This is a genomic window from Acinetobacter sp. WZC-1 (assembly GCF_052544965.1).
The window spans coordinates 1,234,854-1,259,505 of record NZ_CP199370.1 but is presented as its reverse complement, the minus strand read 5'-3'; the positions used below and the strand labels follow the sequence as shown (position 1 = coordinate 1,259,505).

The window sequence follows — 24,652 nt, the reverse complement described above, 5'->3', positions numbered from 1 at the left end:
CTTTTAGAAAATCCGGCCTCAAATGATAAATGAGAATAGATATCATTCATACTATTTTTATATCAATGTACCTATATTTTTAAATAGAGATGCATAAACTGATGCTGATCATTGCTTTAAAACATGTCAATTTACACGCGACCGCACCATGCCGGTAAGCATCAGGCATAGAGCAACAACACCGCAAAAAGAACAAAACCGCTACCGCTGACATAATACAGCCATCGGGATTTCTGTCTGAATCTGCGAATCAGCCGGCTGTGACTGAATAAACGCAGTAACAGCATATTCCAGCTGAGAACCATCACCACCATCCACAGGCTCAGGCCCACGGTTTGCAACGTGTTGAAATTCCCATCAACCAATAACATCAGGTTACTGTAAAACAGAATATTTTTGGGATTGAATAGACTGGATTGCAGCCCCAGTGCCACATTTCCCCAGCCTGAAAATCGGCTATGTGGCACATTCGCTTCAGCCATTCCCGGCATTTCAGTCCCGCCGGAGTCATCCCACTGATAAAATCCCCGATAAAAGCAAAGTACCGCCAGATAAAGCAGATAGATGCTGCCTGCAATACGGATCAGATAAAATATTTCTGCATCCAGGCCACCCGCCATCGACAATCCGACTTGCAGGGCAACCAGAATAATGGCATTTCCTGCTGCAATCCCTACTGATACCTGCCGAGCGGCTGTTTTCCCCTGGTGTAACAGCGTGGTCAACAACAATAAAAAATCCGGCCCAGGTGACAGCAAAGCCATGAAATGTGTCAGCGCAATCGCAATAAAAAGTTCCATACTGCCCTCATTCATCTTCCGGACAGATTAAATGTGAAGAGGAATTAATTCTTGTATGAAATTGCGCGTTTTTTAAAAGCACGCTGATAGTGCCCCGGCGTGATGCCGGTATGCATTTTAAACACCCGATGAAAATGGCTCTGATCGGTAAATCCCAGCGCATGGGCAACCTGGGCAATGTCCACAGGCTGTTTCAGCAGTTGCCGTGCCCGATTAACCCGCTGATTTAACTGAAAGGCGTGTGGGGTCAGGCCTGAATGGGCCTTAAAGATACGAATCACTGCATAGCGGCTTACGCCTATTGCATCCGCCATTTCCTGCAGGCTCATCCATGAGGTGGACTGGGTCAGCTGATCCATTAAATGCTTCAGCTGTGCAGTAAAATAATGCTTCGCCCCAATACGCTGTAACTGAAACTCAGGCAACAGCAGATCAATCAGCATTGTAATTAATCGTTGTTCCTTTTCAGAAATACTGACATCCGGATTAAATAAATCGTGATTTAAGCGACAAAAAGCAGAATAAAGTACAGGCTGACTGAGCACCTGCGGCCTCAGCCTGGGCAAGCTGGATTGCATGACGCTGTTCAGTGGAGTGTCCACCGTTTCAGTCAGTAATTCATGCAGCCAATCAGCATCCAGATGCATCATCTGGTAACTCCATGCCTGATCCGGCAATGGATTACATGAATGTTCGACATGCGCCGGTATCACCACCAGACTTCCCGCCTGTATATGCTGTTCCCGGGCAAAATAACTACGGAACTGACTTTGCCCGGCATCTACTGCACCAATGGAAAATGTCGGATGACTGTGCGGCTTATAGCAGATCCGGCTGTGACATGCCCTGCGTGTTTCCACATAGGGCATCCGGGAATCCCCCCAGAACTCAACAGGCTGTTGCCCTGTGGCTGGATATACGCTGCCATGTCCTGCTGACATTACTATTGGGCCAGTGCTTTTTCGATATCTTCTTCCAGACTTTCCGGTTTGGTGGTCGGCGCATAGCGATGAATGACTTCACCCTTTTTATTGATTAAAAACTTGGTGAAATTCCACTTAATGCCACTGCCCAGAATGCCCTTACTGTTATTGGTCAGATATCTGAAAATTACATGCGCTTCCGGACCCTTGACATTCACTTTGGCAAACATGGGAAATGAAACCCCATAATTACGCTGACAATAGGCACCAATCTGTTCATTGCTCCCCGGGTCCTGTCCACCGAATTGGTTACAGGGAAAGCCCAGTACTTCCAGCCCCTGATCCTTATACTTTTCGTATAATTTTTCCAGTCCTGCAAATTGTGGGGTAAATCCACATTTGCTGGCCGTATTGACGATTAATAAAACCTTGCCCTGATAATCTGCAAATGCTTTATTTTCCCCTTCCAGTAATTCAGCTTCAAACTGATAAATATTACTCATGGATAACTTTCCTCATCACTTTTTTCCTGTGTCTGTAATTCCAGTGAAGCTGAATTGACGCAATAGCGCAGTCCTGTCGGTTGTGGACCATCTTCAAAAACATGTCCCAGATGTGCGCCACAATGGTGGCAGATGATTTCTGTTCTTGCCATGCCATGGGAATGGTCATCATGTTCCTCAATGGCCGCAGCATTCACGGGTCTATAAAAGCTTGGCCAACCACTGCCACTGTCATATTTTGTTTCAGATGAGAAAAGTGCTGTACCACAGCAACGGCAGACATAAGTCCCGTGTTGTCTGGTGTTCCAGTATTTCCCGGTAAATGCCGGTTCCGTTCCCCGCTGGCGGGTAATTTTGAATTCTTCTGGTGATAACTCTCTTTGCCATTCCCGGTCTGTTTTATTGAGTTTTCCCATCATTAAACTCCTTTAAATCTTTGACATTCAATGTCATGCTTCTGTACTTCCATATTTACGCCAGAGTCTTAAAAAACTCCAGCAAAATTTCAACATAGATTGTGATATTTCAGTAATCTATTTTCTCAAATTCAGAATGGGTGAATGAAACAATGTCCGTTTTAGGTAACACGACACCACGCGAAATCAGGAAATCGTCAAAGCTTGAGCATGTCTGCTACGACATTCGTGGACCTGTGTTACGAGCCGCCAATGAAATGGAGGAAGCCGGGCATAAGATCATTAAACTCAACATTGGTAATCCTGCACCGTTTGGTTTTGAAGCACCGCAGGAAATCATCAATGATGTGGCGCTGAATCTGCCGAATGCAATCGGTTATACCGACTCAAAGGGTATTTTCCCGGCACGTAAGGCCATCTGTCAATATTACCAGCAAAAAGGCATTCTGGACCTGCATGTCAGGGATGTCTATATCGGCAATGGAGTCTCCGAACTGATTGTCATGGCCATGCAGGGCTTACTCGATGATGGCGATGAAATGCTGATTCCCATGCCGGATTACCCCCTGTGGACCGCAGCCGTCAATCTGTCCGGCGGCACCGCAATTCACTATAAATGTGATGACCGGAATAACTGGTACCCAGACATTGCCGACATGGAAAGTAAAATCACCCCCAATACCCGTGGGATCGTGATTATTAACCCGAATAACCCGACCGGTGCGGTTTATCCACGTCATGTGCTGGAGCAAATGGTTGCGCTGGCAAAGAAATATGACCTGATTCTGTTTGCAGATGAAATTTACGACAAAATTGTCTATGACGGCATTGAACATGTGGCCGTTGCCGCCCTGGCCGGAGATCAGCTCTGTATTTCCTTCAATGGTCTATCCAAAGCCTACCGGGTCGCAGGTTACCGCTCCGGCTGGATGGTCATTACCGGAGATAAATCCCGTGCTGCCGATTACATTGAAGGACTGGACATGCTGGCATCCATGCGCCTGTGTGCCAACCATCAGGCGCAGTATGCCATCCAGACTGCACTGGGTGGCTATCAGTCCATTAATGACCTGATCCGTCCGGGCGGGCGTTTATACGAACAACGCAACATTGCCTGGGAAATGCTGAATGAAATTCCCGGGGTGTCCTGTGTCAAACCTGAAGGCGCAATGTACTGCTTCCCCCGCCTGGACCCGGAGGTTTATCCGATTCAGGATGACGAACAGTTTATGCTGGATTTTCTGCGGGCAGAAAAAGTGTTGCTAGTTCAGGGCACCGGTTTTAACTGGCCAACACCGGATCATTTCCGGGTGGTGTTCCTGCCGGCTGAAAATGAATTGCGTGAAGCCATGACCCGCCTGGGCCGTTTTCTGGCCAGAATGCGCTAAGCGACCAGGCGTCTGTCGGTTCTTTATTGCAGGGTAATATTTCAGATTAGATTACAGGTTAAATGTCGATCGTCGCTATTTAACCTGATTTTTATTTCGCTGGTTTGGTAATCCTCCTATAAATAACCGGACGAACACATCAGGGGAAAGTATGTAATGGCAGAATGCCATTTGAAACATTACTTGATGGAAAACATATTTGGGCTGAAAAGAATTTAGCTCAAATTTAACCTGACAGCCTCAATCAAATATCGGTAACTGTCAGCTCAGGTTTGAACTACTACATTTAATAAAATGTAGCAAAGTTTTTTTTAATTGGCTATATATATTTTTAGCTTCTCAAACTCTTCAATAACATTAAAATACTCATCATCACTCAACTTAAATCGAATATATGGTAATACCCCCATTTTTAATTGAATTAATGGGTAGAAAATCCAAAGCCCCTGTTATTGTTTAAAAATAGGTGGACAGCCATTTACTGACATATGAGGCCGTTCATGATTATAAAAGTACTGCCAGCCAGTTGTATAGTCCTCAACTTCGCTCAGATCTCGAAATAAATACTGATTTAGACACTCATAACGTACTGTACGGTTAAATCGCTCAACATAGGCATTTTGCTGTGGATTGCCTGGCTGAGTAAATACATGCTCAATACCATGCTGATCACACCACGTTTCCATTAGCTCACTGATATATTCCGGACCATTGTCGCTTCTAATACGTTTAGGTTTACCTCGCCATTCAATCAATTGATTAAGCCCTCTCAGCACACGTTCTGCGGGTAATGAAAAATCAATCAATATATCCAGTGACTCGCGATTATAGTCATCAATCACGTTGTGTACTCGATAGCTACGCCCATCACTGAGTTGATCATGCATAAAGTCCATGGACCATGATTCATTCTTAGCTGTCGGTACTGCAAGGGATTCAGGCTGTTCCCGTTTAATGCGCCTCTTTGGCTTGATACGTAGATTAAGTTCCAATTCCTTATAAATACGATAGATACGTTTATGATTCCAACCATATCCCCTGACATTGCGAAGATACAAAAAGCAAAGTTTAAAGCCCCAGGTCTGATGGTCCCTGGTAAGCTTTATTAGCCAGTCTGCGATCACCACGTTCTGCTGCTTTAATTGAGCTGCATAGCGATAGCACGTTTGACTGACATCAAAGATCAGGCAGGCCTTACTCACAGAGACTTGATATTGCTCAACAGCTTGTTGAGCAAGTAGTTTACGTTGAGCTGGCCTCACAACTTTTTTGAAAGTGCATCCTGAAGGATATCTGTTTTAAGGCGCTCATCAGCATACATGCGTTTAAGGCGGGCATTCTCGGCTTCAAGCTCTTTCAGTCGGGTTATCATGGAATGATCCATACCGCCATATTTGCTCTTCCACTTGTAGAACGTAGCAGAGCTCATACCGTGTTCTCGGCACAAATTCGGTACCGGGGTACCTGCTTCTGCTTGTTTCAAAATACTCATGATTAAGCTGTCTGAATATTTAGATGTTTTCATGGAAAATCTCCTTAAATCAAGGGTATTCGATTTTCTACTTTTAAGTTCAATTATTTTTGGGGAGTATTACCATATGATTGAATTATACTAGTTTCAAAAAGACCTACTTTCTTAATATTTAAGATTATAAAAAATTCATTATCTTCTTTACTCAAAATTAAATTAAAATTATTATCAATACTGTTAAATTCAGACTTTGTGAAAGTTTTACTTCCTAAAGAAGCTAAAAAACTATCATATTTTTTTGTTTCCACCCAGACTTCTCCGACATGCTTTAATTCATTTTGCATATTCGAAGTATCAAGATTGAATAAGAGTTTCATTGATGGAAGATGCTCATCCAACTCAATAACATTTAAATTTAACTTAAAAGGTGTATTAATTAAAAAATCCATTGCTTAACTCTCATTTAGGTAAGGCATGTTTAATTACTGGTAGTATTGCACCAGGTCCAGGCTGAGAAAAAATAAGCTCCCAACCATCCACTACAATTGGTTTATCATACCTAATCCCATTTAAAGTTGCTGTATTCACAGCACTTTGAAGACTTTTCAGCTGTATTTGGGATGATAATTTAACCGCTTCCGGTGTAAAATTCCCAGCTTTCGTTTTTGCAAATTCAGCAAGATGTTCTGTTGCATTACCATTAACACAAAGTTTTTGACCATTCTCAGGGTAATCCCCCCTAAAAATAAATAGTGTAAAAATCGTGCTTCTTCCTAAAACAACAGAAGCACGGATATACTCATTTTATTTTGTTAAGATTTTCCACATTTATAACAATGACAGTTTCACAATATAATTTACAGGCTGCATAAATACATTAATTTACAATTAACTATTATTTAGCCTGAAATGAACAAAAAACCGGATCAGAGATTTCTTTAGATTCACTCAAATCGTTACACCAATAATCCATAAAAGTTAGCTTAACAAAGTAACTATCGAAAATAATTAATTTAATGGCTATACGAAATAAATTGAATTCCTGTTGATCTGTTTGATCTAAATAGACCTCTGAATACGCTTGAAAATGTTTAATCTCACTTTCTACTGTCTGCCATTCTGATACCGCTGGCGGATAGCTTTCAATTAATTCTTGAATACTGGATTCAGCATAGTCCTGACGACTTTCTTTTTCCTGGTCAGGTCGATCCCATGCACCAATAAACAATTCTTTTTCAATAGGTGAATCATAACCATCTGGTGTATAAAAAAATCTAATTTCTTCAACTGTTCCAGTTGATAAGTCTGCTTTTTGTTCAGGATAAGCTTGTATAAGCCATTCTTTCGATAAAGCCACCTTCCACATATCCGTATCGATAAGTCTAAGTTGACTTAATTTTTCAGACTCATTTTGCATAACATCACTTTCAGCATATTGCTCTGAATTTTCAATTGTAAAATGCGGTGTATTAAAGACTTTAGTGCTATATTCTACTCTTGGAATCCGAATTAGATCATTTTCAGATCTCCCTGAAAAAAACCATAAAGTATCGCTACCTTTATATCCTTTCTCAGGTGTATAAAACACATAGCTATTTAAAAACTTTTTAATTTCTTCACGCTTAATTCGAATTTCTTCAGTTTTTTCTACAACATCACTAATACTTTCTGTTAATTGTATAAAAATTAATTCATCTGATAATTTTTCAACTTTAAAGGCAGGTACACCTAATAATAAGCTTTCTCCCCACAAATCAATATAGGGCTTGCCAAATACGACTCCCCAATACATATCAGGTAGCCAATGACGTAATTGATCCGTTGTTGGCTCAACTCCACCAATATGTGGATTAGCAAGATTCCAACTATCATTAACCTCTATATCAATAATAGCTAAGTCAGCATTAAACTCCAGACAAACTTTTTTTACATATTCGGTTAGCTTATGTTGATCAGTTTGTTGTAACTCACTGTGAATTACCTCATTAGCATGCATGTTACCATGTATAGGAACACTAAAAGCTCCCCAAGCTTTGGTTTTCTTAGCTTTAGACCAATACAGGCTATCAGCCTGTCCACCACGATCATCAGGTATTAATGTTTCGATGATGTCTGGAGAAAATTTAATTTCAAACGGTTCCCAAAAACCACATTTTTCAGGAACTAACTCAGGGTAGTTTTCACATCTAAACTTTATGCGCCGAAAAAAATTTTCGGGAGCGGCCAAGTTCTGATGAGTATAAATATTTGTACGTATGGGAGTGCTGATTTTCATATCAGTAGAGTTCCTATTTTTTGCTGAAATCTTTTAATATTTTCAGATCTTTCGTTTTCTGATTAAATGTATAAATAGTTCCTTTAGAATCTCGAATCGTTTGCTCAATAGTACCAGAGTATTTTGTATCTGGATTAATTACTAGTTTCACAGGCTTTTTAGTCGCAGCATAACCTCTAAATTGCTTTGTATCAGTAATGTACTTTCGGATATACGTAATGTCCATCAAATTCGAGCCAGAATTATTGAATCAATCCTGAAAGCTTTTGAATTCTTCAATATATCGTTTGCTACTGCTCATAAACACCTCGTTAATCAGCCATTTTATCTAACTAAAGAATGTCTGCAAAATCGGTGATTGTTCAAATTCAAGGGTTTGAATTTAAATGATATACAAGGATATGAATTGATATAATTTTATGATAATAGTCCCGATGGCCTGGACAGTGCCCTGAAAATACAGAAATATTGAAAGACACTATCCACGGAAAAGCTGAGTTGCTTTTGTTCCAGCACTGACCACAACCTGGCCTGATTGCGCCCGGACAGAAGATTACCCTTCAACTGATACAGGTAAACAGCCTGCTGATGCGCCAGAGCCTGGTTTTGCACCTGTGAATCCTGCGCTCCCCATAACTGACGGAAAGTATTGCGGGGAGAATCAATACGCCATTTCTGGCTGAACCACAGTTGTAATAAATCCCCCAGATACAAGGGCTGGGCTTCCAGAGGCCAGATTTCAATCCAGGCATCCCGTACCTTTGTGCTGTACTGAAGAGGATCAGAGATAATGGAAAGGTAGTGTTGTTTATAAAAATTCAGATTTGCAAAAATATCGGAAATACTGAGCGTATTCATTAGCTGTCTCCTGTTTAGCCATTTTAGTGCTGGCAAGTTGGTTTAAATCCACACTGTCTGAGCTGATACTCAAACCTTCTCATGGCTTTACTCTAACAAAGACGATACCCATGATGCAAGCCGCCATATCCTGTTTTTTACGTGCTTGTTTTTTTGTTCAAATAAAAAGCAGATGACCTAAAAATAAAAAAAACATGGTCATTTAGGCTTGACCCTGGTTAAAATCCCCTTATAATCGCATGCAGATTCTCCAATAGCTCAGTCGGTAGAGCGACGGACTGTTAATCCGCAGGTCCCTGGTTCGAGCCCAGGTTGGAGAGCCAGATTCTAAAAAGCCCGTTATATGATTAACGGGCTTTTTTTATAAAAAATAATTATTTCCAGAATCAGCTGCTGATTTCCGAATCAGATGATGCAACCCGTGCCGGTACGCCACTATGAAAACGAAAGGTATCATCAGGGCTTAAAATCAGCTGCTTTTCCACTTCACGAATATGTACAATACAACGCTGAATGTCTTCTTCCGGATCCTTCATTTTCGCGGTCTTTGCTACGTCCATTGCCAGTGCCAGATAATCTTCAAAATGACGTGACTCAGACTTCAGCAAATAACGGTAATAACGTCCCAGTTCTTCATCCACCAGCGGAGCCAGTGCATAAAAACGTTCACAGGAACGGGCTTCAACAAAAGCACCTATCACCAGCACATCAATCAGGGCTTCCGGCTCATAGGTACGGATTTCCTTACGCAAACCACCGGCATAACGTCCGGCACTGACCGCTTTCCATGACTGCCCACGCTTTGCCATGAATTCCAGCACCTGCTCATAATGCAACATTTCTTCCCGCACCAGCTGAGCAAGCTTCACCTGTAAATCGATAAAAAAGCTATAACGGAACATCAGGTTCATGGCCGTACCCGCTGCTTTTTTCTCACAGTTTGCATGATCCTGCATCAGTAATGGCAGATGATTCAGTGCCTCCTCCAGCCAGGCGGCCGGTGTCTCACATCCCAGGAAGTCAATCACCGGTTGCATCAGTTCAGCATAATTCATATTAGACATGGTTTTATTCAATGGTGTTGATTCAGTGATATTTGTTCAATGGCCAGGGACAGACTAACGGGCCGACTGTATCGCCGCCTGCATATCCCTGACAGCCTGTGCCAGCCCGACAAAGACACTGTCCGCAATAATCGAATGCCCAATATTCAATTCGTGAATCCGGGGAATCGCCGCAATCGCTGTCACATTATCCAGGTTCAGTCCATGTCCGGCATTGACTACCAGACCTTTGGCCACAGCATATTCAACACTGCTGACAATACGTTTCAGCTCCGTCTGCTGCACCTCCAGTGTTGCTGCATCTGCATAGGCACCGGTATGTAATTCAATGGTCGGCGCACCACAGGCGATTGCCGCATCAATCTGGGCAAAATCCGGATCGATAAACAAGGAAACATCACATCCGGCAGCCGCCAGTCTCTGAGTCGCTGCCTTGATCTGCGTCAGCTGAGCCACCACATCCAGACCGCCTTCGGTGGTCACTTCCTCGCGTTTTTCCGGAACCAGGCAGACATGCTGCGGTTTTATCTCCCTGGCAAACTCAATCATTTCCTCAGTCACAGCCAGTTCCAGATTCATCCGTGTTTTCAGCACCTGACGCATACGGCGCACGTCATCATCCTGAATATGACGACGGTCTTCCCTTAAATGCAAGGTAATTCCGGCTGCACCGGCCTGTTCACAAATCAGTGCTGCTTTGACTGGATCAGGATATACGGTTCCCCTCGCCTGTCTGAGCGTTGCTACGTGATCAATGTTTACACCAAGTAATGCAGTCATGATATGGTCCTAACTGAGTTTTGATTGAGAATTCTGAATCCACAGCTGACGACTCTTTAAGGGGCGATCACCCAATAGCGACGTAATCATCTGCCGATACAACCGGGTTAATAATTGTAACTGTTCCGGGTTGAAATCCATACCCTTCTGATGGCTCAGCATACTCTGAATCTGAGCACCAGCCAGGGTTGCAGATGACGTATGAGCCACCGGAATAAAACCATCATTCAGCTGAAACTGATAGCGCTGCTCCGGCAGCAGTTGCTGCTGCGTTGAATCATGGCTGAAATCGATGGCATAGCCCAGCTCCTGCAGCAGCACATGTTCAAACTGACGTAAAATCTGTTTCAGAAACAAAGCCGCATCCGAATGGATGGCTAAGGTCTGCAATGCTTCGAGGGTCTGGTGATATTGCTGAAAAGTTTCAGGCATGGCTTCTTCAAGCGGACAGAGTCGCAAAAGTACTTCATTCAGGTAAAACCCGGAAAAAAAAGCATCGCCATAAAAGAAAATCGGCTGATTCAGAATTTCCAGCTGAGTAAAATTTTTCAGTTCCGATTTGCCACTGGCCTGCAAACGGATCGGCTGATATTGCGGAGGCGGTGTCTGCCTGAGGATTCCATCCATACGGCCGTATTCCTCAGTAAACAAATGCACAATATGACTGCGTTCACGATATTTTCGATGATGGATCAAATAGCCATGCAGGACCTCATTACGCATCTTGCTGTCGCTTAATCATCCTTATCTTTTTTCTTGTCATCTTCATCATCATCGCCATCCGGAATGACTGCGCCGACCACAGCAGCAGTGCCCTTCACCACGCCCTTGGTGGTCTTATAGGCAATTTTCACAGGAACCGTAACGATTTTATGAATACAGCCCTGCAACATGAATACACAGGCAACAATTGCGAGTACTTTCATCATTTTCGGTTATCCTGTCGGTTATCCGCTGTTAAATATTGCTTGCTAAATATCACTATAGCCCAGACTTTTCAGGGCACGCTCGTCATCTGACCAGCCACCCTTGACCTTGACCCACAGCGTCAGCATGATCTTCTGTTCAAACATCTTTTCCATGTCAGTTCGTGCTTCTATACCGATACGCTTCAGTTTAGCGCCCTTATCTCCAATCACAATGGCCTTTTGCCCCTGACGTTCAACAAAAATTGTTGCATCAATATAGGTACAGGCCGGCTTTGGACGTCCGGTTTTTTCATTGACGGTCGCTTCTTCGGTCTTGAAGGATTCAATCTGTACCGTTAAATCATAGGGTAATTCCTCACCCAGCTGACGCATAATTTTTTCACGAATCACTTCCGATGCAAGAAAACGCTCTGAACGATCAGTAATCTGGTCCAGTGAATACAGCGGTGGCTGAAACGGCAAATAACGCTCAATGGTATCCCGCAGATGATTAAGGTTTGCACCGCGCAATGCTGAAACCGGCACAATTTCAGCAAAGTTCATCAATTTAGCACGTTCCTGAATCAGCGGTAATGCCTGGTTCTTATTCTCCAGCGTATCCAGTTTATTGATCACCAGAATCACCGGCATATCTGCATTTTTCAGTTTTTCCAGCACCAGTTCATCATTCTGGGTCCACTTTTGTGCATCAACCACAAATAACACCAGGTTAACATCACGCAATGCAGAATGTGCTGCCCGGTTCATCATTTTGTTGATGGCACGGACTTCCTTCTTATGCATGCCCGGCGTGTCCACAAACACCGCCTGTGATTTGTCACGGCTGTCGATACCAACAATTTTATGACGGGTGGTCTGCGGTTTACGTGAAGTAATGGAAAGCTTCTGACCCAGCAAATGGTTCATCAGGGTGGACTTACCCACGTTGGGGCGTCCGACAATGGCCACAAATCCGCTTTTATAATCCGCAGGAATCTCTGTACCCTGTGAACTGAAAAACTGATTCAGCAGATCATTGGTTTCCTGAGTTTCAGACTGATCGGTACGCTTGTGCTCATCTTGAGTCGACATGAAGATTATTGCTCCAATAGCTTTAAAAATTCTGCCGCTACCGCCTGTTCTGCGAAACGACGACTGGATCCCTCACCCACCAGTTTTGGCAAGCCTTCCACTGCACATTCCACCCTGAAATGCTGATTCGGTGCATCCCCCTGAATATCAATCACCTCATAAACAGGAAGCGGCTTTTTATGCGCCTGTAAATATTCCTGTAAACGTGATTTCGGATCCTTCAGCTGGTCTGTCGGTTCTATATTTTCCAGATACGGCTCATACCATTTCAGAACAACGGGTTCCAATACGGTCAGATCATTACAATCCACATAAATCGCACCAATAATCGCCTCGACGGTATCGGCCAGTATGGATTCACGATGATGCCCACCCGATTTTAATTCACCGGTACTCAATATTAAACTATGACTGAGTTTCAAATCGTTTGCAATTTTACCCAACGCTTCCTGACGCACCAGCGTCGCCCTCATTCGGGTCAGGCGTCCTTCATTTTCATATGGATAAGCATGGTACAGATAGTTTGCAATGATCATTCCCAGCAATGAATCTCCCAGGAACTCGAGACGCTCATAGTTGTATTTGTGGCTGACCGACCGGTGTGTCAGTGCCAACTGGAGTAACTCCGGCTCCAGGAACTGATAACCGATACGGCCGATTAAACGTGAATCACTGATTTTCAGCTGACCTTTGATCAAAATTTTTCTCGAATGTTAAGACTAAATCAATATTCAGCAGGAAATGTTTCCTGATTTCATATTTCTTGGCGACGCTCAGACCATCCTGGGTGGAAACGCTGGCAATATCGTCAAAGTGAATATCACGGATATTGTTCATTTCCAAACGCCGTCCCATCTGAGATGAGAATTTTAATGGCGTCATTTCAGCCGTACTGTCCTTCATCAGCTCAGTAATCTGATTGTTAATGACACGATCATCCCAATATGACGGCCATACTGCAACGATTATTTTTGCAATAAATGCAAAAGCCATGACCCCAAGTAAAATCGTAATATACGATGCACCCTGTTGTGTTTTACGCATTTTTTATTATCCGGCATCAAGCCCAGTCATTAATTAATTGTTCCATTGCGACCAAATGAAGGCAAATTAAGCCCTGGCTCCTTATGCATCCATATATAAATCGCATGCCCTGTTAGATTTTCTTCAGGAACAAAGCCCCAAAAACGGCTGTCCGCACTCTGATCACGGTTATCCCCCATGGCGAAATAATGCCCCTGTGGCACCGTCACTTCCCACGCCTGACCATTTGAACGGACAAACCGGTCAGTGGCCTGTGCAACAAACGGAATCTGACCGCTGTTAAATGCACTGGCCAGAATATTCTGCCCCTGCAACAAACGAACCGGATGTTTGTGCGTCCCCATCGTTTCATAATAATAAACCGGTTCAGGCGTAGCCATCATATCTTTCTGACGATTGAATTTTGCCGACACCTGCTCAATTTTTTTGCCATTGATGATCAGCTGGCCATGGTCAAATTCGATATGGTCGCCAGGCAGACCAATAATACGTTTAATATAACTGATTTTAGGATTTTCAGGATATCTGAACACTGCGACATCACCCCGTTGTGGCTCACCGACATCAATAATTTTCGTATTGGTAATCGGTAGACGCACACCATACTGATATTTATTCACCAGAATGTAGTCTCCGATTTCCAGCGTCGGTACCATCGATTCAGACGGAATATTAAAAGGTTCAAAAAAGAAGGAACGCAGCACCAGTACCACAGCCAGCACTGGCCAGAAATCATAAGCCCAGGTAATGATAAAATTTTCATTGCCCTTACCTTTGGTTTTACGCTGTTTAAATACCAATTTATCCAAAAGCCACAGCACAAAAAACAGCAGTGTGGCAGGGACCAGAATTAAGTTAAAATCAAAATCCACGGGTGTACATCCTCTTTTATTATCTTTCCACTTTTAATACAGCCAGAAACGCTTCCTGCGGGATTTCAACACTGCCCACCTGCTTCATTCGCTTCTTACCTTCTTTTTGCTTAGACAACAGTTTCTTCTTCCGGGAAACGTCGCCACCATAACATTTTGCCAGTACATTCTTACGCATTGCCTTGACTGTGGAGCGGGCAATGATCTGTGCACCAATGGCCGCCTGAATGGCAACATCAAACATCTGACGCGGAATCAGATCCTTCATTTTTTCCACCAGCGCAATACCACGATGCCGCGCATCATTGCGGTGGCAGATCATGGCAAGCGCATCCACTTTTTCACCATTAATCAGCACATCCACTTTAACCAGTGACGAACTTTCAAAACGTATAAAGTTGTAATCAAGTGAAGCAAAACCACGGGAACATGATTTCAGACGATCAAAGAAATCCATGACCACTTCCGCCATTGGGATTTCAAAAACAATGGAAACCTGATTCCCCAGAAACTTCATATCCTTTTGAACGCCACGACGTTCAACACACAACGTCATTACATTTCCAAGATATTCCTGTGGCACCAGGATATGACACTCTGCAATCGGTTCACGCAGGTCTTCAACAGCTGAACCATCCGGCATTTTGGATGGACTGTCGATATAAATGGTATCACCGGCTTTGGTCAATGCCTCATAAACCACGGTCGGTGCCGATGTAATCAGATCCAGATCATATTCACGTTCCAGCCGTTCCTGTACGATTTCCATATGCAGCATGCCCAGGAAACCACAGCGGAAACCAAAACCAAGCGCATCTGAGCTTTCAGGCTCAAAGAATAAAGCGGAATCATTAATCTGTAATTTATGCAGCGCTTCACGGAACGGTTCAAAATCACTGGCATCAATGGGGAATAGACCCGCATAGACCTGAGGTTTGACCTTTTTAAAGCCAGGTAAAACAGCAACCTCGGGCGTGGTGGATAAGGTAATGGTATCGCCGACGGGTGCCCCAAAAATATCCTTAATGCCGGCAATGATAAAACCGACTTCGCCTGCTTCCAGCATCCCGGTTTCGGTATGTTTTGGATTAAAAATACCTACTGAAGTGATGATATGGGTCTGACCGGTGGATTTGACCAGCATTTTATCGCCCTTACGGACCCGCCCCTGTTTAATACGGACCAGGGACACAACCCCCAGATAGTTATCGAACCATGAATCGACAATCAGGGCCTGTAATGGCGCCTCACGGTCATCCTGCGGTGCCGGAATGACATTGACCAGGGTTTCAAGCACAGTGTCGACACCCAGACCGGTTTTTGCCGAACAAGTCGGCGCATTGGTGGCTTCTATGCCAATAATTTCTTCAATTTCATGAATGACACGCTCCGGGTCAGCCTGCGGCAAGTCAATTTTATTGAGGACCGGCAGCACTTCCAGCCCCTGTTCAATGGCGGTATAACAGTTGGCCACTGACTGGGCTTCCACGCCCTGTGCAGCATCCACCACCAGCAATGCGCCTTCACAGGCCGCAAGTGAACGGGAAACTTCATAGGAAAAATCGACATGTCCCGGCGTATCAATAAAATTCAGCTGATATTCCTGGCCATTCGGATGGGTGTAATACAATGTCACCGATGCTGCTTTAATGGTAATCCCACGCTCACGCTCCAGCTCCATCGAGTCCAGTACCTGCGCCTGCATTTCACGATCCTGCAAACCACCGCACATCTGAATAAAACGGTCAGCCAGCGTCGACTTGCCATGATCAATGTGGGCAATAATCGAGAAATTGCGTATATTTTTAATATCAACGGATTTTTTAGCTTGCGCCATGGGTTACCCTGAGAAAATATGAGTGCCATACAATATGTCGGATTGCACAGCCAAAGCAGTTAAACAAAATTGCGGGAGATTATAACAGATGGCCTTTTCAATGTATTCATCTTAATGACTGCAGTCATGGAATTATTTAAGCAAAATACAATAAACCTCTTTCATAAATCAAAAAACGTTCATCTTTTTGTTTATTTTTCATCCTGAAAAATTTTAGATTTTCACGCATAATCTGTTTAGGCTTTGTTCGAAGTCTCATTCGTCTTTGCGGATCAGACTGGAGAGCACCTGTCCACTTCCCATTTATTGAGACACTTCTAAACTGGAGTTTTCCAGTTTTGCCCTGTACACCGCAGGGGGTAAATTGCCTAAACTTTCATGTGGTCTTTGCTCGTTATAATCCAAACGCCATAACCACGCCATTTCTCTGACCTGAGTCAAATTCTCAAACAAATACGCATTGAGAAACTCTCGCCTAAACGAACCATTAAATCGCTCAATAAAAGCATTCTGCTGTGGCTTCCCAGGTTGTATATGCACCACTTCAATGCCTTGATCTTTACACCAGTCCAGCAATCGCGCAGATATTAGTTCGGGACCATTATCAACACGAAGCTGCTTCGGCAAGCTACGTTGTTGAGCCAGTCGATCCAATACTCTGACAACACGCTCAGCCGGTAACGATGTGTCTACTTCTATATCCAGACATTCGCGAGTCCCCTCATCAACTATATTCAAGGTACGGAATCGTTTACCGCAATACAGACTGTCACTCATAAAATCCAGCGCCCATTGATGGTTGGCTTGTGCAACCACTTGCAGTGGTCGTGCAATACGCTGGGGCAACGTTCGTTTCTGTCGACGGGGTAAGTTCAATCCCATCTGGCAGTACACTCGATAAACACGTTTATGATTCCAGTCATAGCCCTGCCGACGTATGCGACCAAAACACTTCCAAAAGCCAGACTGGGGAGATTGTTTTAACACCTGATTTAATGCATCAATGACAGCAGCATCCCGTTTGCGCCAGCTCGTACTTTGCCGATAATAGCTGGCTCGACTTAGTCCACTCAGGCGACAGGCCTGTAATACAGTTAACCCAAGTGAAGCCAGAATACGAACGCATTCTCGTTGATCTGCTGTCACCAACCCTTTTTTGAGAACAGTTCCTTCATGGCATGGTTCTCCAGACTGAGTTCCGCAAACATCCTTTTAAGTCTGGCATTTTCTTCTTCCAGCTCACGCATGCGCTTAACGTCAGATGCCTCCATACCGCCGTATTTGCTTTTCCAGACATAATAGGTGGCATTGCCAATACCATGCTTACGGCAGATATCATCCACTTTCATCCCAGCATCTGCTTCTTTCAAAATGCTGATGATTTGGCTCTCGGTAAATCGTGATTTCTTCATGACTGTCTCCTGACCTTATTTAATCAGAAAACTCCAATTATGGATGTCTCAGTTTAAGGGAAGTCGACAACTCAACAGATTCGAAATTTTTGGGTGAAGGAGAATAGAAACGTAAAAAACATCAGCCTGAATATAGTCGGCAATGGCGTAAATTACATATTGCGATAGACGCTACCACCTTACAAATACGGGCAGTTCAGCTCACCACAAATAACGTGGGTGATTCACAGGTGCTCGGTGATTTACTTGATCAGATTCCACAGGATGAACCGATTGATTCTGTTTATACCGATGGAGCTTATGATACGAAATGCTGCCGACAGGTGATTTCAGATCGACAGGCGCATGCAGTGATTTCACCCCGAAGAAATGCCAGGCCGTGGAAAGATAAAAGAGCAAGCTCGATTGCAAGGAACGAGCTATTAAACACGATAAAGCGTTTAGGTAGAACCATATGGAAAAAATGGTCAGGTTACCATCGGCGGAGTCTGGTGGAAACTAAGATGCACTGTATCAAACTATTGGGAGATAAACTCAGCGCAAGGAATTTTCAACGTCAGGTGAATGAGGTGCATGCTCGTATAGCTGTATTGAATAAATTTACTGAATTAGGCAGACCTCACACCCAGGTTATATCTTAAATTTGGCAGGCTTGGGAGAAATATGCCTTTTAAATGTTTGTGCAACAAAGCCGTCCTGAACCAGGTTTTAGATTTTAAGATTAAGGTAAAGTTCAAAATAATCCCCCAAAACCTTTTTCACTTAGTTCTTCTCATAGATTTTTTTTAAATCTGGTCTAATTTTATGTATGTTACTTTGCAACTCAAATACATGGCTCAAGGCCTTTCCAATTAACAAAATATTTTCTCTGTTTTCTAATTCTGGAGCTTCCTGAATCATTTTTGGAATACCATCCAATTTAGAAGCAATTTCATACAAATCTGAATTTATAGTTTCCAATATGCTCATCTAGCGCCTCTGGGAATGAAATTGGCTCTTGATTATTAGAATTTCAAGAGCCAAAAATTTAAATTATAGTTTCAATTGAAGTTGGACCTTTATCAATAGATCCAAATAAATTCATCAATTTATTAGCAGTTGGTACTGGTAGATTTGGTGGAATCCAATCACCTGAAGTCATGCATGTATTTAAAGAATTTCCACACTGACTCATTCCACCACTACCAGCTGATCCATATATTTCTATGCAATCAGTATAATATTCTGCACACAACTCCTTAGACAAATAATATGAAGGGGTTGTAGGGTCAAATTGAGCTGCCAATGTAACACTACTGATAAATACTGTAGATAATATTAATAATTTTTTAAAAACCATTGTCGTTTTTTCCAATTTTTATGATAGGAAGAACAAAAAATACTTAAAATAAAATTAAATGTCAAGAATACATTAACAATTACACCAAAAGTCAACAAATAACTTTGCAACCTCACAAAATCCTCAAGAAATTGAATTGTATTTATATATCACACTAGAATTAAATCAAAATTATTTAATCATGAATAAAATTAAAACCAAATTAAAAAGCCTTTTGTACAAGCACTAATGATCAATGAAACCAATGAGCACCTGCAGTGATAAATTACTTTTAAAAAACAGCTCTTATTTAAGCAAAATACGATGATGGCTATTTATCCTCATTTTCATGATCAACATCTGAAAAATCGAATGGATTCAGTTCATGGCCCAATGGCTGATATGCCTGAGTAAAAGCTGGAGACATACGTTTTGGCCGGCCCGTTGCAATCTCAATACATGCCCATTTAGTACTCCCGGTAAACAGCAGACTTTTATCTGCGGGACGATAAAAAGCATACTGACGGAAAGAATAGAGAGAACTGAGATCATTCAGCCATGTACGCAGTATAACTTCCTCATCTGCCAGGGCTGCCTTACGGTATTGTACCTGATGCTCAACTGCAACCATTGCATGTTTAAGTGCCAGATACTGAGGCAGTCCAACCCCGAGCTGTTCAATATGAGCAGATGCCACATCCTGCATCCACTGTACATAGACCACATTGTTCACATGCCCAAGTACATCTATATGTTCAGGCTGTACAGTCAGTTTCAGGTCAAAAATTCCACTCACAGCACTTATCCTCTGAACCGTTTATATCTTGTTTTATGTAAAGCTTGCTATCCTGATCCAGCAAAACCTGCCCAGGAAATCTGCTGCAATAAAAAACCACTCATTTCGAGCGGTTTCTTAAGTCCGGTCATTTCATATTACTGAATCCGCAGACCGATCATGGCATGCTGACCTTCACGGACAATGGCAACCCGGGCAACGGTATTCTTCTGCAGCCCGGAAACCGCATCGACAAAATCATTGGGCGTGGTCACTTTTTTACCATTAATCTGCGTGATCACATCACCCGGCATAATTCGGGACTGTGCCGCCAGACCACCCCGGGTCACATCCTGAATCAACACACCGCCATCCAGATTGAATCTGGATTTTTCCATTTCAGTTAAAGCACGGATCGCTACGCCCAATACCGGTCCTTTTCTGGCGGTCAAAGCCGGGGTGGCACCTGCTTTGGCAGGGGTATCATCCGGAGCGGTGGTCAGCGTGGCTGAAATCACCCGTGGTTTGTCATCACGCAATACTTCCAGCTGGATCACCTGAGCCGGCGAGGTTCTGTTCAGATAATTCAAAAGATCCGCCGTTCTTGAAATAGGCGAGCTATTATATTTCATAATCACATCGCCTGATCTGAGTCCTGCTTTTGCCGCCGGGGAGTTCGGAGTCACCTGCGTAATCAGTGATCCTTCCGGTTTTGGCAGTTTGTAGGCTTCTGCCAGGTTGCGGTCGATATCCTGCAGCATCACGCCCAGATAGGAACGGGTCACCTTACCATTTTTCTTTAACTGGTCCACGACATCCATTGCCACATCCACCGGAATGGAAAATGACAGGCCCATATAACCACCAGTCCCACTGAAGATCCGGGAATTGACCCCCACCACCTGACCCTGCTGGTTAAATAACGGCCCCCCCGAGTTACCTGGATTCAAAGCCACATCTGTCTGGATAAAAGGCACCGACGTTTCACCCATCATATTGCGTGATTTTGCGCTGACAATCCCGGCAGATGCAGAGTAGTCAAACCCAAATGGCGAACCAATGGCCAATACAGGCTGACCCACTTTCAACTGATCAATATTGCCAATCGCCAGTGCCGGATAATTATTGCCTTCCACTTTCAGTAAGGCAACATCGGTCCGTTCATCACTTCCGACCACTTTTGCATCAATTTCACGGCGGTCATTCAGCATGATGGTAACCTTTGAGGCATCTTCCACCACGTGGTGATTGGTCAACAGATAACCATCCCGGCTGATAAAAAATGCGCTGCCGTAAGCTGTTTTTTCCTGTGGCATGCGCTGTTGCGGAATAATGATCTGATTACCAAAGAAACGCTTCAGAATTTCAGGAACCTGCTGCTGTAAAAGCTCTTCCTGAGACATTTTTTTTACAACATTGACACTCACCACGCCAGGGCTGACCTGTTCAACCAGGTTTGAAAAATCCACTGGTGCTGATGCCTGAGTTTGCGCTGCTGCCATTGTAAATACCGCAGCGTACATTCCTTTTTGTATAGAGCGACTATTCATGAAACACGAACCCATATAGATTAGATAATGATATTTCCGAAAAATTATTTGTAACATATTAATTGATGCATTTGCGTAATAATATGTTTCTATAGTTTTATAAAACAACACTTTACTTAAAGAATGCTTAAATTTATTACCCATACAGATTTTAACTGAAAAAGCTGGGCATCCTGCGCTTGTATTTTTATGAAAAAAATAGTGTTATTAGCAGACTTTATTTTTTAATTCACTGATGGACATGCCTAATTTAAACACAACACATCATTTCGATGTGATTATTGTGGGAAGTGGCGGTGCAGGTTTAAGTCTGGCCTTATCGTTACCTGATCATTTCAACATTGCCGTACTGGCAAAATCCGAACTGACCGATACAAGCACCTTTTATGCTCAGGGAGGTGTTGCTGCAGTACTGGATGAAACTGATTCCATTCAACAACACATAGATGACACCATGATTGCAGGCGCGTACTTGTGCGAAACTGCAGCGGTCAGACAGACAGTTGAGGGCGGAAAAGCCTCTGTGGATTTCCTGCTTGAACATGGAGTGCAGTTTACCCTGGATGAAGATGAACAACTGCATTTAACCCGTGAAGGCGGCCACTCCCAGCGACGTATTATCCATGCTGCCGATGCAACCGGACGTGCAATCTCCACAACGCTGGTGGAACAGGCCCGGGAAAAGAGCAACATTGTAATTTTTGAAAATTTTATTGCCATTGACCTGATCACCACCAGGAAACTGAATTCTGGGAATCAACCCAATCGGGCCGTTGGTTTATATGCGCTCGATGAAAAAAATGAAGGGGTGCACACCTTCCTGGCGCCGTTTACCGCACTGGCCTGTGGCGGTGCCATGAAAGCCTATCTGTATACTTCCAATCCGGATATTGCCACAGGTGACGGAATCGCCATGGCATATCGGGCCGGCTGCCGGGTGGCCAATATGGAATTCAACCAGTTCCATCCCACTTGTTTATATCATCCCAAAGCACGTTCATTTCTGATTACCGAAGCCATGCGCGGTGAAGGTGCCTATTTGCGCTTACCGGATGGTGAACGCTTTATGCTGCGATTTGATGAACGGGCAGAACTTGCGCCACGTGATATTGTTGCCCGGGCCATCGACTATGAAATCAAGCGGCTGGGCATCCGGCATGTCTGGCTGGACATCAGCCATAAACCGGCTGAATTCGTGAAGGAACACTTCCCCACCCTGTATGCGCATTTACTCGGGCTGGGTATTGACATCACCCGGGATATGATTCCGGTGGTTCCGGCTGCACACTATACCTGTGGCGGTGTCATGGTCAATGAGAACAGCCAGACCGATATTGAAGGGCTTTATGCCATTGGCGAAACCTCCTATACTGGTCTGCATGGTGCCAATCGCATGGCCAGTAATTCCCTGCTGGAATGTTTTGTCTACGGCCTGAGTGCTGCCCGGGATATTGAAGCAAAATTCAGACCATGCCTGAAAGTGCCGGATGTTCCTGCATGGGATGCAACACAGGTTGCCAATCCGGATGAAGATGTCGTGATTCTGCAGAACTGGGATGAGCTTCGCTCCACCATGTGGAACTACGTGGGTATTGTCAGAACCACCAAACGGCTGGAGCGTGCCCTGCATCGTATTGAGATGCTGAAACGTGAAATTACCGAGTACTACCGCGACTACCATGTCAGTAAAAATCTGATTGAACTGCGTAATCTGGTACTGGTTTCCGAAATGATTGTCCGCTGTGCCATGCAGCGCAAGGAATCACGGGGTTTACATTACACGCTGGATTATCCGGAGTTGTCTCCCGAGCTGCGTAAAACTGTGTTGATTCCACCAAATTTCGGCGTGGAGCAACCATTGGTCAATCACTGAGAATAAAATACGAATAAAGCCTCAGTGTGTGCAGATCTGCTGACACACTGAGGCCTTTTTCTGGAGCCTGACTGTCTGGTTGATATTTTGCCCATATTTTGCCTATGTTTTTACATCAGCAATCATATCACCGGGTTGCTCATCAGTTAACCGAAGGCCAACAGACTGCTTCCATCAGTTTTTCAGTGCTGCCAGATAGGGCTGAAAACCACTGATGGAATGTCTTCATCTGCTTTTAAATTAGCCGGCTTTTAAACCAGCCTGATTTTAAATCACTCCGCCTTTAACACTGAGTTAATGACTTCCTCAGCCTGTTGCCGGTTTTCAACAATAAACATCGGATAGCCGGAAAATTTAATAAAGTTATTGGCAAATTTCTGGGCCTCCAGACGAATTTTTTCATTGCTTTCAATCTGTATGAATGCTTTGACATACTGACTCAGAATCTCACGCCTCTGTTTTACCCAGGCAGCAACTCTTTTACGTTCTTCATGATCAGTTTGTCTGCGGCCATCCATCTCTGCCCGTTCCTGTGGGAAAGAAGCTTCATGCAGGAATACAAACTGTTGCTTTTTATCTAGCAGGGACTCGTAAATCGCCATATTTTCCTCAAATGGAATTTCGTCTTCAGGCAGAAAACTGACTTTGACCACCGGAAAATCCTGTGTATTTTTAATAAACATAACCGCCACCTAAAATAAGAATGATTATTATTTTTAATTATTTCTGATCTTCCCACACCCTGCAATTCAGCCAAAAAATTATGCTTTCCGGCCAGGTTTGTATATTCTGGATACAATTCTGTCATCAGCGGAATACAAAAAAAGGCTTGGCCCATTTCAGAACAACCCGCTTCCAGAAAAACGTTCAACTCCACTTTGGGAAAACCGTTATTTCAGATAATCCACTGCCTGCTGAAACACCTGTTCAGGCAGTAAAGTTGCATCCAGACGTTTCATACGCTCCGGTTCACGGGCATAAATTTCTGCATAACCTGAACGGACCTTTTCAAAGAAATCATATTTCTCCTGTTCAAAGCGATCCAATGCACCCCGTTCACGGGCACGCGCCATCCCGGTTTCAATCGGGGCATCCAGCCAGAAGGTCAGATCCGGCATTCTCAGAACAAAGTTGTCATTCAGCAATCTGAGTTTTTCCCGGCTCAGGCCACGCCCTGCACACTGGTATGCAAAGCTTGCATCACAAAAACGGTCACATAACACGGTTTTCCCGGCATCCAGGGCCGGAATAATCACCTGTTGCACATGCTGTGCCCGGGCTGCATACATCAGCAATAGTTCCGTATCATGGCTCATGGCTTCATCATGACTGACCGACAGTAATAAAGCACGGATCTGTTCCGCCAGCGGTGTGCCGCCAGGTTCACGGGTGAGCAACACCTCCTGACCGTTCTGCTGAAAATAGTCATGCAGCGCAGTAATCAGCGTGGTCTTTCCGACCCCTTCAGTCCCTTCAAAACTGATAAACATCAT

The 24,652-nt window shown here is 43.8% G+C and carries 27 protein-coding genes, 1 tRNA gene and 1 pseudogene; 4 read left to right on the top strand and 25 right to left on the bottom strand.

Annotation, left to right across the window (positions count from 1 at the left end; translation table 11 throughout):
* Nucleotides 1-161: 161 nt before the first annotated feature.
* The 4 genes from ACT6PV_RS05745 to msrB are packed head-to-tail and all read right to left on the bottom strand — an operon-like array spanning nucleotide 162 to nucleotide 2,642.
* Complete coding sequence (locus ACT6PV_RS05745; RefSeq protein ID WP_445115489.1) at nucleotides 162-800, bottom strand: LysE family translocator; 639 nt, start codon at nucleotides 798-800, stop codon at nucleotides 162-164.
* A 44-nt stretch (nucleotides 801-844) separates the two neighbouring features.
* The gene (locus ACT6PV_RS05740) at nucleotides 845-1,741 is read right to left on the bottom strand and encodes a helix-turn-helix domain-containing protein (RefSeq protein WP_445115488.1); all 897 of its coding nucleotides are present in this window, start codon (nucleotides 1,739-1,741) and stop codon (nucleotides 845-847) included.
* A 2-nt stretch (nucleotides 1,742-1,743) separates the two neighbouring features.
* Nucleotides 1,744-2,226, bottom strand: a complete 483-nt coding sequence (locus ACT6PV_RS05735; protein WP_445115487.1) for a glutathione peroxidase — start codon at nucleotides 2,224-2,226, stop codon at nucleotides 1,744-1,746.
* A complete protein-coding gene (msrB, locus tag ACT6PV_RS05730) occupies nucleotides 2,223-2,642 on the bottom strand; it encodes a peptide-methionine (R)-S-oxide reductase MsrB (RefSeq protein ID WP_445115486.1) in 420 nt (139 codons plus the stop codon). The genes ACT6PV_RS05735 and msrB overlap by 4 nt, the downstream gene beginning before the upstream one ends.
* A 152-nt stretch (nucleotides 2,643-2,794) precedes the next feature.
* Here msrB and ACT6PV_RS05725 point away from each other — a divergent pair, with 152 nt between their 5' ends.
* Nucleotides 2,795-4,030: a pyridoxal phosphate-dependent aminotransferase gene (locus ACT6PV_RS05725; RefSeq protein WP_445115485.1), complete on the top strand. Its 1,236-nt coding sequence runs from the start codon at nucleotides 2,795-2,797 to the stop codon at nucleotides 4,028-4,030.
* Nucleotides 4,031-4,479: 449 nt separating this feature from the next.
* Here ACT6PV_RS05725 and ACT6PV_RS05720 read toward each other — a convergent pair.
* The 5 genes from ACT6PV_RS05720 to ACT6PV_RS05700 form a co-directional block, all read right to left on the bottom strand.
* Nucleotides 4,480-5,555 (bottom strand): IS3 family transposase gene (locus tag ACT6PV_RS05720; protein WP_445114685.1). Its coding sequence is split into 2 segments (ribosomal slippage): nucleotides 4,480-5,303 and nucleotides 5,303-5,555, totalling 1,077 coding nucleotides; the frame shifts between segments, so codons are not numbered across the junction.
* Between the two features lie 50 nt (nucleotides 5,556-5,605).
* On the bottom strand, nucleotides 5,606-5,950 hold the full coding sequence (locus tag ACT6PV_RS05715) for a hypothetical protein (RefSeq protein WP_445115484.1): 345 nt from the start codon (nucleotides 5,948-5,950) through the stop codon (nucleotides 5,606-5,608).
* A gap of 446 nt (nucleotides 5,951-6,396) precedes the next feature.
* On the bottom strand, nucleotides 6,397-7,776 hold the full coding sequence (locus tag ACT6PV_RS05710) for a hypothetical protein (protein ID WP_445115483.1): 1,380 nt from the start codon (nucleotides 7,774-7,776) through the stop codon (nucleotides 6,397-6,399).
* 13 nt (nucleotides 7,777-7,789) lie between these two features.
* Nucleotides 7,790-8,002, bottom strand: a complete 213-nt coding sequence (locus ACT6PV_RS05705) for a hypothetical protein (RefSeq protein WP_445115482.1) — start codon at nucleotides 8,000-8,002, stop codon at nucleotides 7,790-7,792.
* Nucleotides 8,003-8,193: 191 nt separating this feature from the next.
* Entirely contained in the window at nucleotides 8,194-8,634 is a 441-nt protein-coding gene (locus ACT6PV_RS05700) for a hypothetical protein (RefSeq protein WP_445115481.1), read from the bottom strand.
* A 247-nt stretch (nucleotides 8,635-8,881) separates the two neighbouring features.
* Here ACT6PV_RS05700 and ACT6PV_RS05695 point away from each other — a divergent pair.
* Nucleotides 8,882-8,957: transfer RNA gene (locus ACT6PV_RS05695), tRNA-Asn, on the top strand.
* Nucleotides 8,958-9,020: 63 nt separating this feature from the next.
* Here the strand turns inward: ACT6PV_RS05695 and ACT6PV_RS05690 are convergent.
* The 10 genes from ACT6PV_RS05690 to ACT6PV_RS05645 form a co-directional block, all read right to left on the bottom strand.
* The gene (locus ACT6PV_RS05690; protein ID WP_445115480.1) at nucleotides 9,021-9,698 is read right to left on the bottom strand and encodes a tRNA-(ms[2]io[6]A)-hydroxylase; all 678 of its coding nucleotides are present in this window, start codon (nucleotides 9,696-9,698) and stop codon (nucleotides 9,021-9,023) included.
* Between the two features lie 54 nt (nucleotides 9,699-9,752).
* Nucleotides 9,753-10,478: a pyridoxine 5'-phosphate synthase gene (gene pdxJ / locus ACT6PV_RS05685; RefSeq protein ID WP_445115479.1), complete on the bottom strand. Its 726-nt coding sequence runs from the start codon at nucleotides 10,476-10,478 to the stop codon at nucleotides 9,753-9,755.
* 9 nt (nucleotides 10,479-10,487) lie between these two features.
* Nucleotides 10,488-11,201 carry a DNA repair protein RecO gene (gene recO, locus ACT6PV_RS05680; RefSeq protein WP_445115478.1) on the bottom strand — a complete coding sequence of 238 codons (714 nt, stop codon included), beginning with the start codon at nucleotides 11,199-11,201 and terminating at the stop codon, nucleotides 10,488-10,490.
* A gap of 11 nt (nucleotides 11,202-11,212) precedes the next feature.
* Entirely contained in the window at nucleotides 11,213-11,407 is a 195-nt protein-coding gene (locus tag ACT6PV_RS05675) for an NF038104 family lipoprotein (RefSeq protein WP_445115477.1), read from the bottom strand.
* 42 nt (nucleotides 11,408-11,449) lie between these two features.
* A complete protein-coding gene (gene era, locus ACT6PV_RS05670) occupies nucleotides 11,450-12,478 on the bottom strand; it encodes a GTPase Era (protein ID WP_445115476.1) in 1,029 nt (342 codons plus the stop codon).
* A 5-nt stretch (nucleotides 12,479-12,483) separates the two neighbouring features.
* Complete coding sequence (gene rnc / locus ACT6PV_RS05665) at nucleotides 12,484-13,176, bottom strand: ribonuclease III (RefSeq protein ID WP_445115475.1); 693 nt, start codon at nucleotides 13,174-13,176, stop codon at nucleotides 12,484-12,486.
* Nucleotides 13,148-13,522 (bottom strand): DUF4845 domain-containing protein, encoded by a 375-nt coding sequence (locus ACT6PV_RS05660; RefSeq protein ID WP_445115474.1) that lies wholly within the window; start codon nucleotides 13,520-13,522, stop codon nucleotides 13,148-13,150. The genes rnc and ACT6PV_RS05660 overlap by 29 nt, the downstream gene beginning before the upstream one ends.
* 29 nt (nucleotides 13,523-13,551) lie before the next feature.
* A complete protein-coding gene (lepB, locus tag ACT6PV_RS05655; RefSeq protein WP_445115473.1) occupies nucleotides 13,552-14,394 on the bottom strand; it encodes a signal peptidase I in 843 nt (280 codons plus the stop codon).
* 19 nt (nucleotides 14,395-14,413) lie between these two features.
* The gene (lepA, locus tag ACT6PV_RS05650) at nucleotides 14,414-16,231 is read right to left on the bottom strand and encodes a translation elongation factor 4 (protein ID WP_445115472.1); all 1,818 of its coding nucleotides are present in this window, start codon (nucleotides 16,229-16,231) and stop codon (nucleotides 14,414-14,416) included.
* A 303-nt stretch (nucleotides 16,232-16,534) separates the two neighbouring features.
* Nucleotides 16,535-17,643 (bottom strand): IS3 family transposase gene (locus ACT6PV_RS05645; RefSeq protein WP_445115110.1). Its coding sequence is split into 2 segments (ribosomal slippage): nucleotides 16,535-17,391 and nucleotides 17,391-17,643, totalling 1,110 coding nucleotides; the frame shifts between segments, so codons are not numbered across the junction.
* A 68-nt stretch (nucleotides 17,644-17,711) separates the two neighbouring features.
* On the opposite strand from ACT6PV_RS05645, the pseudogene ACT6PV_RS05640 reads away from it, so the two are divergent.
* A pseudogene (locus ACT6PV_RS05640) lies at nucleotides 17,712-18,284 on the top strand (IS5 family transposase); the annotation flags it as partial.
* 121 nt (nucleotides 18,285-18,405) lie between these two features.
* Here the strand turns inward: ACT6PV_RS05640 and ACT6PV_RS05635 are convergent.
* The 4 genes from ACT6PV_RS05635 to ACT6PV_RS05620 form a co-directional block, all read right to left on the bottom strand.
* Nucleotides 18,406-18,612, bottom strand: a complete 207-nt coding sequence (locus ACT6PV_RS05635) for a hypothetical protein (protein ID WP_445115471.1) — start codon at nucleotides 18,610-18,612, stop codon at nucleotides 18,406-18,408.
* A gap of 58 nt (nucleotides 18,613-18,670) precedes the next feature.
* A complete protein-coding gene (locus ACT6PV_RS05630) occupies nucleotides 18,671-18,982 on the bottom strand; it encodes a hypothetical protein (protein WP_445115470.1) in 312 nt (103 codons plus the stop codon).
* A 310-nt stretch (nucleotides 18,983-19,292) separates the two neighbouring features.
* Entirely contained in the window at nucleotides 19,293-19,757 is a 465-nt protein-coding gene (locus ACT6PV_RS05625; protein WP_445115469.1) for an acyl-CoA thioesterase, read from the bottom strand.
* A 137-nt stretch (nucleotides 19,758-19,894) separates the two neighbouring features.
* On the bottom strand, nucleotides 19,895-21,286 hold the full coding sequence (locus ACT6PV_RS05620) for a Do family serine endopeptidase (RefSeq protein WP_445115468.1): 1,392 nt from the start codon (nucleotides 21,284-21,286) through the stop codon (nucleotides 19,895-19,897).
* A 235-nt stretch (nucleotides 21,287-21,521) separates the two neighbouring features.
* On the opposite strand from ACT6PV_RS05620, the gene nadB reads away from it, so the two are divergent.
* Nucleotides 21,522-23,159 carry an L-aspartate oxidase gene (gene nadB, locus ACT6PV_RS05615; protein ID WP_445115467.1) on the top strand — a complete coding sequence of 546 codons (1,638 nt, stop codon included), beginning with the start codon at nucleotides 21,522-21,524 and terminating at the stop codon, nucleotides 23,157-23,159.
* A gap of 272 nt (nucleotides 23,160-23,431) precedes the next feature.
* Here the strand turns inward: nadB and ACT6PV_RS05610 are convergent, their stop codons facing one another.
* Together ACT6PV_RS05610 and tmk are read right to left on the bottom strand one after the other, a co-directional pair.
* Nucleotides 23,432-23,842 (bottom strand): hypothetical protein, encoded by a 411-nt coding sequence (locus tag ACT6PV_RS05610; protein ID WP_445115466.1) that lies wholly within the window; start codon nucleotides 23,840-23,842, stop codon nucleotides 23,432-23,434.
* A 207-nt stretch (nucleotides 23,843-24,049) separates the two neighbouring features.
* Nucleotides 24,050-24,649, bottom strand: coding sequence for a dTMP kinase (gene tmk, locus ACT6PV_RS05605; protein WP_445115465.1), 600 nt, complete (start codon nucleotides 24,647-24,649; stop codon nucleotides 24,050-24,052).
* Nucleotides 24,650-24,652 lie beyond the last annotated feature (3 nt).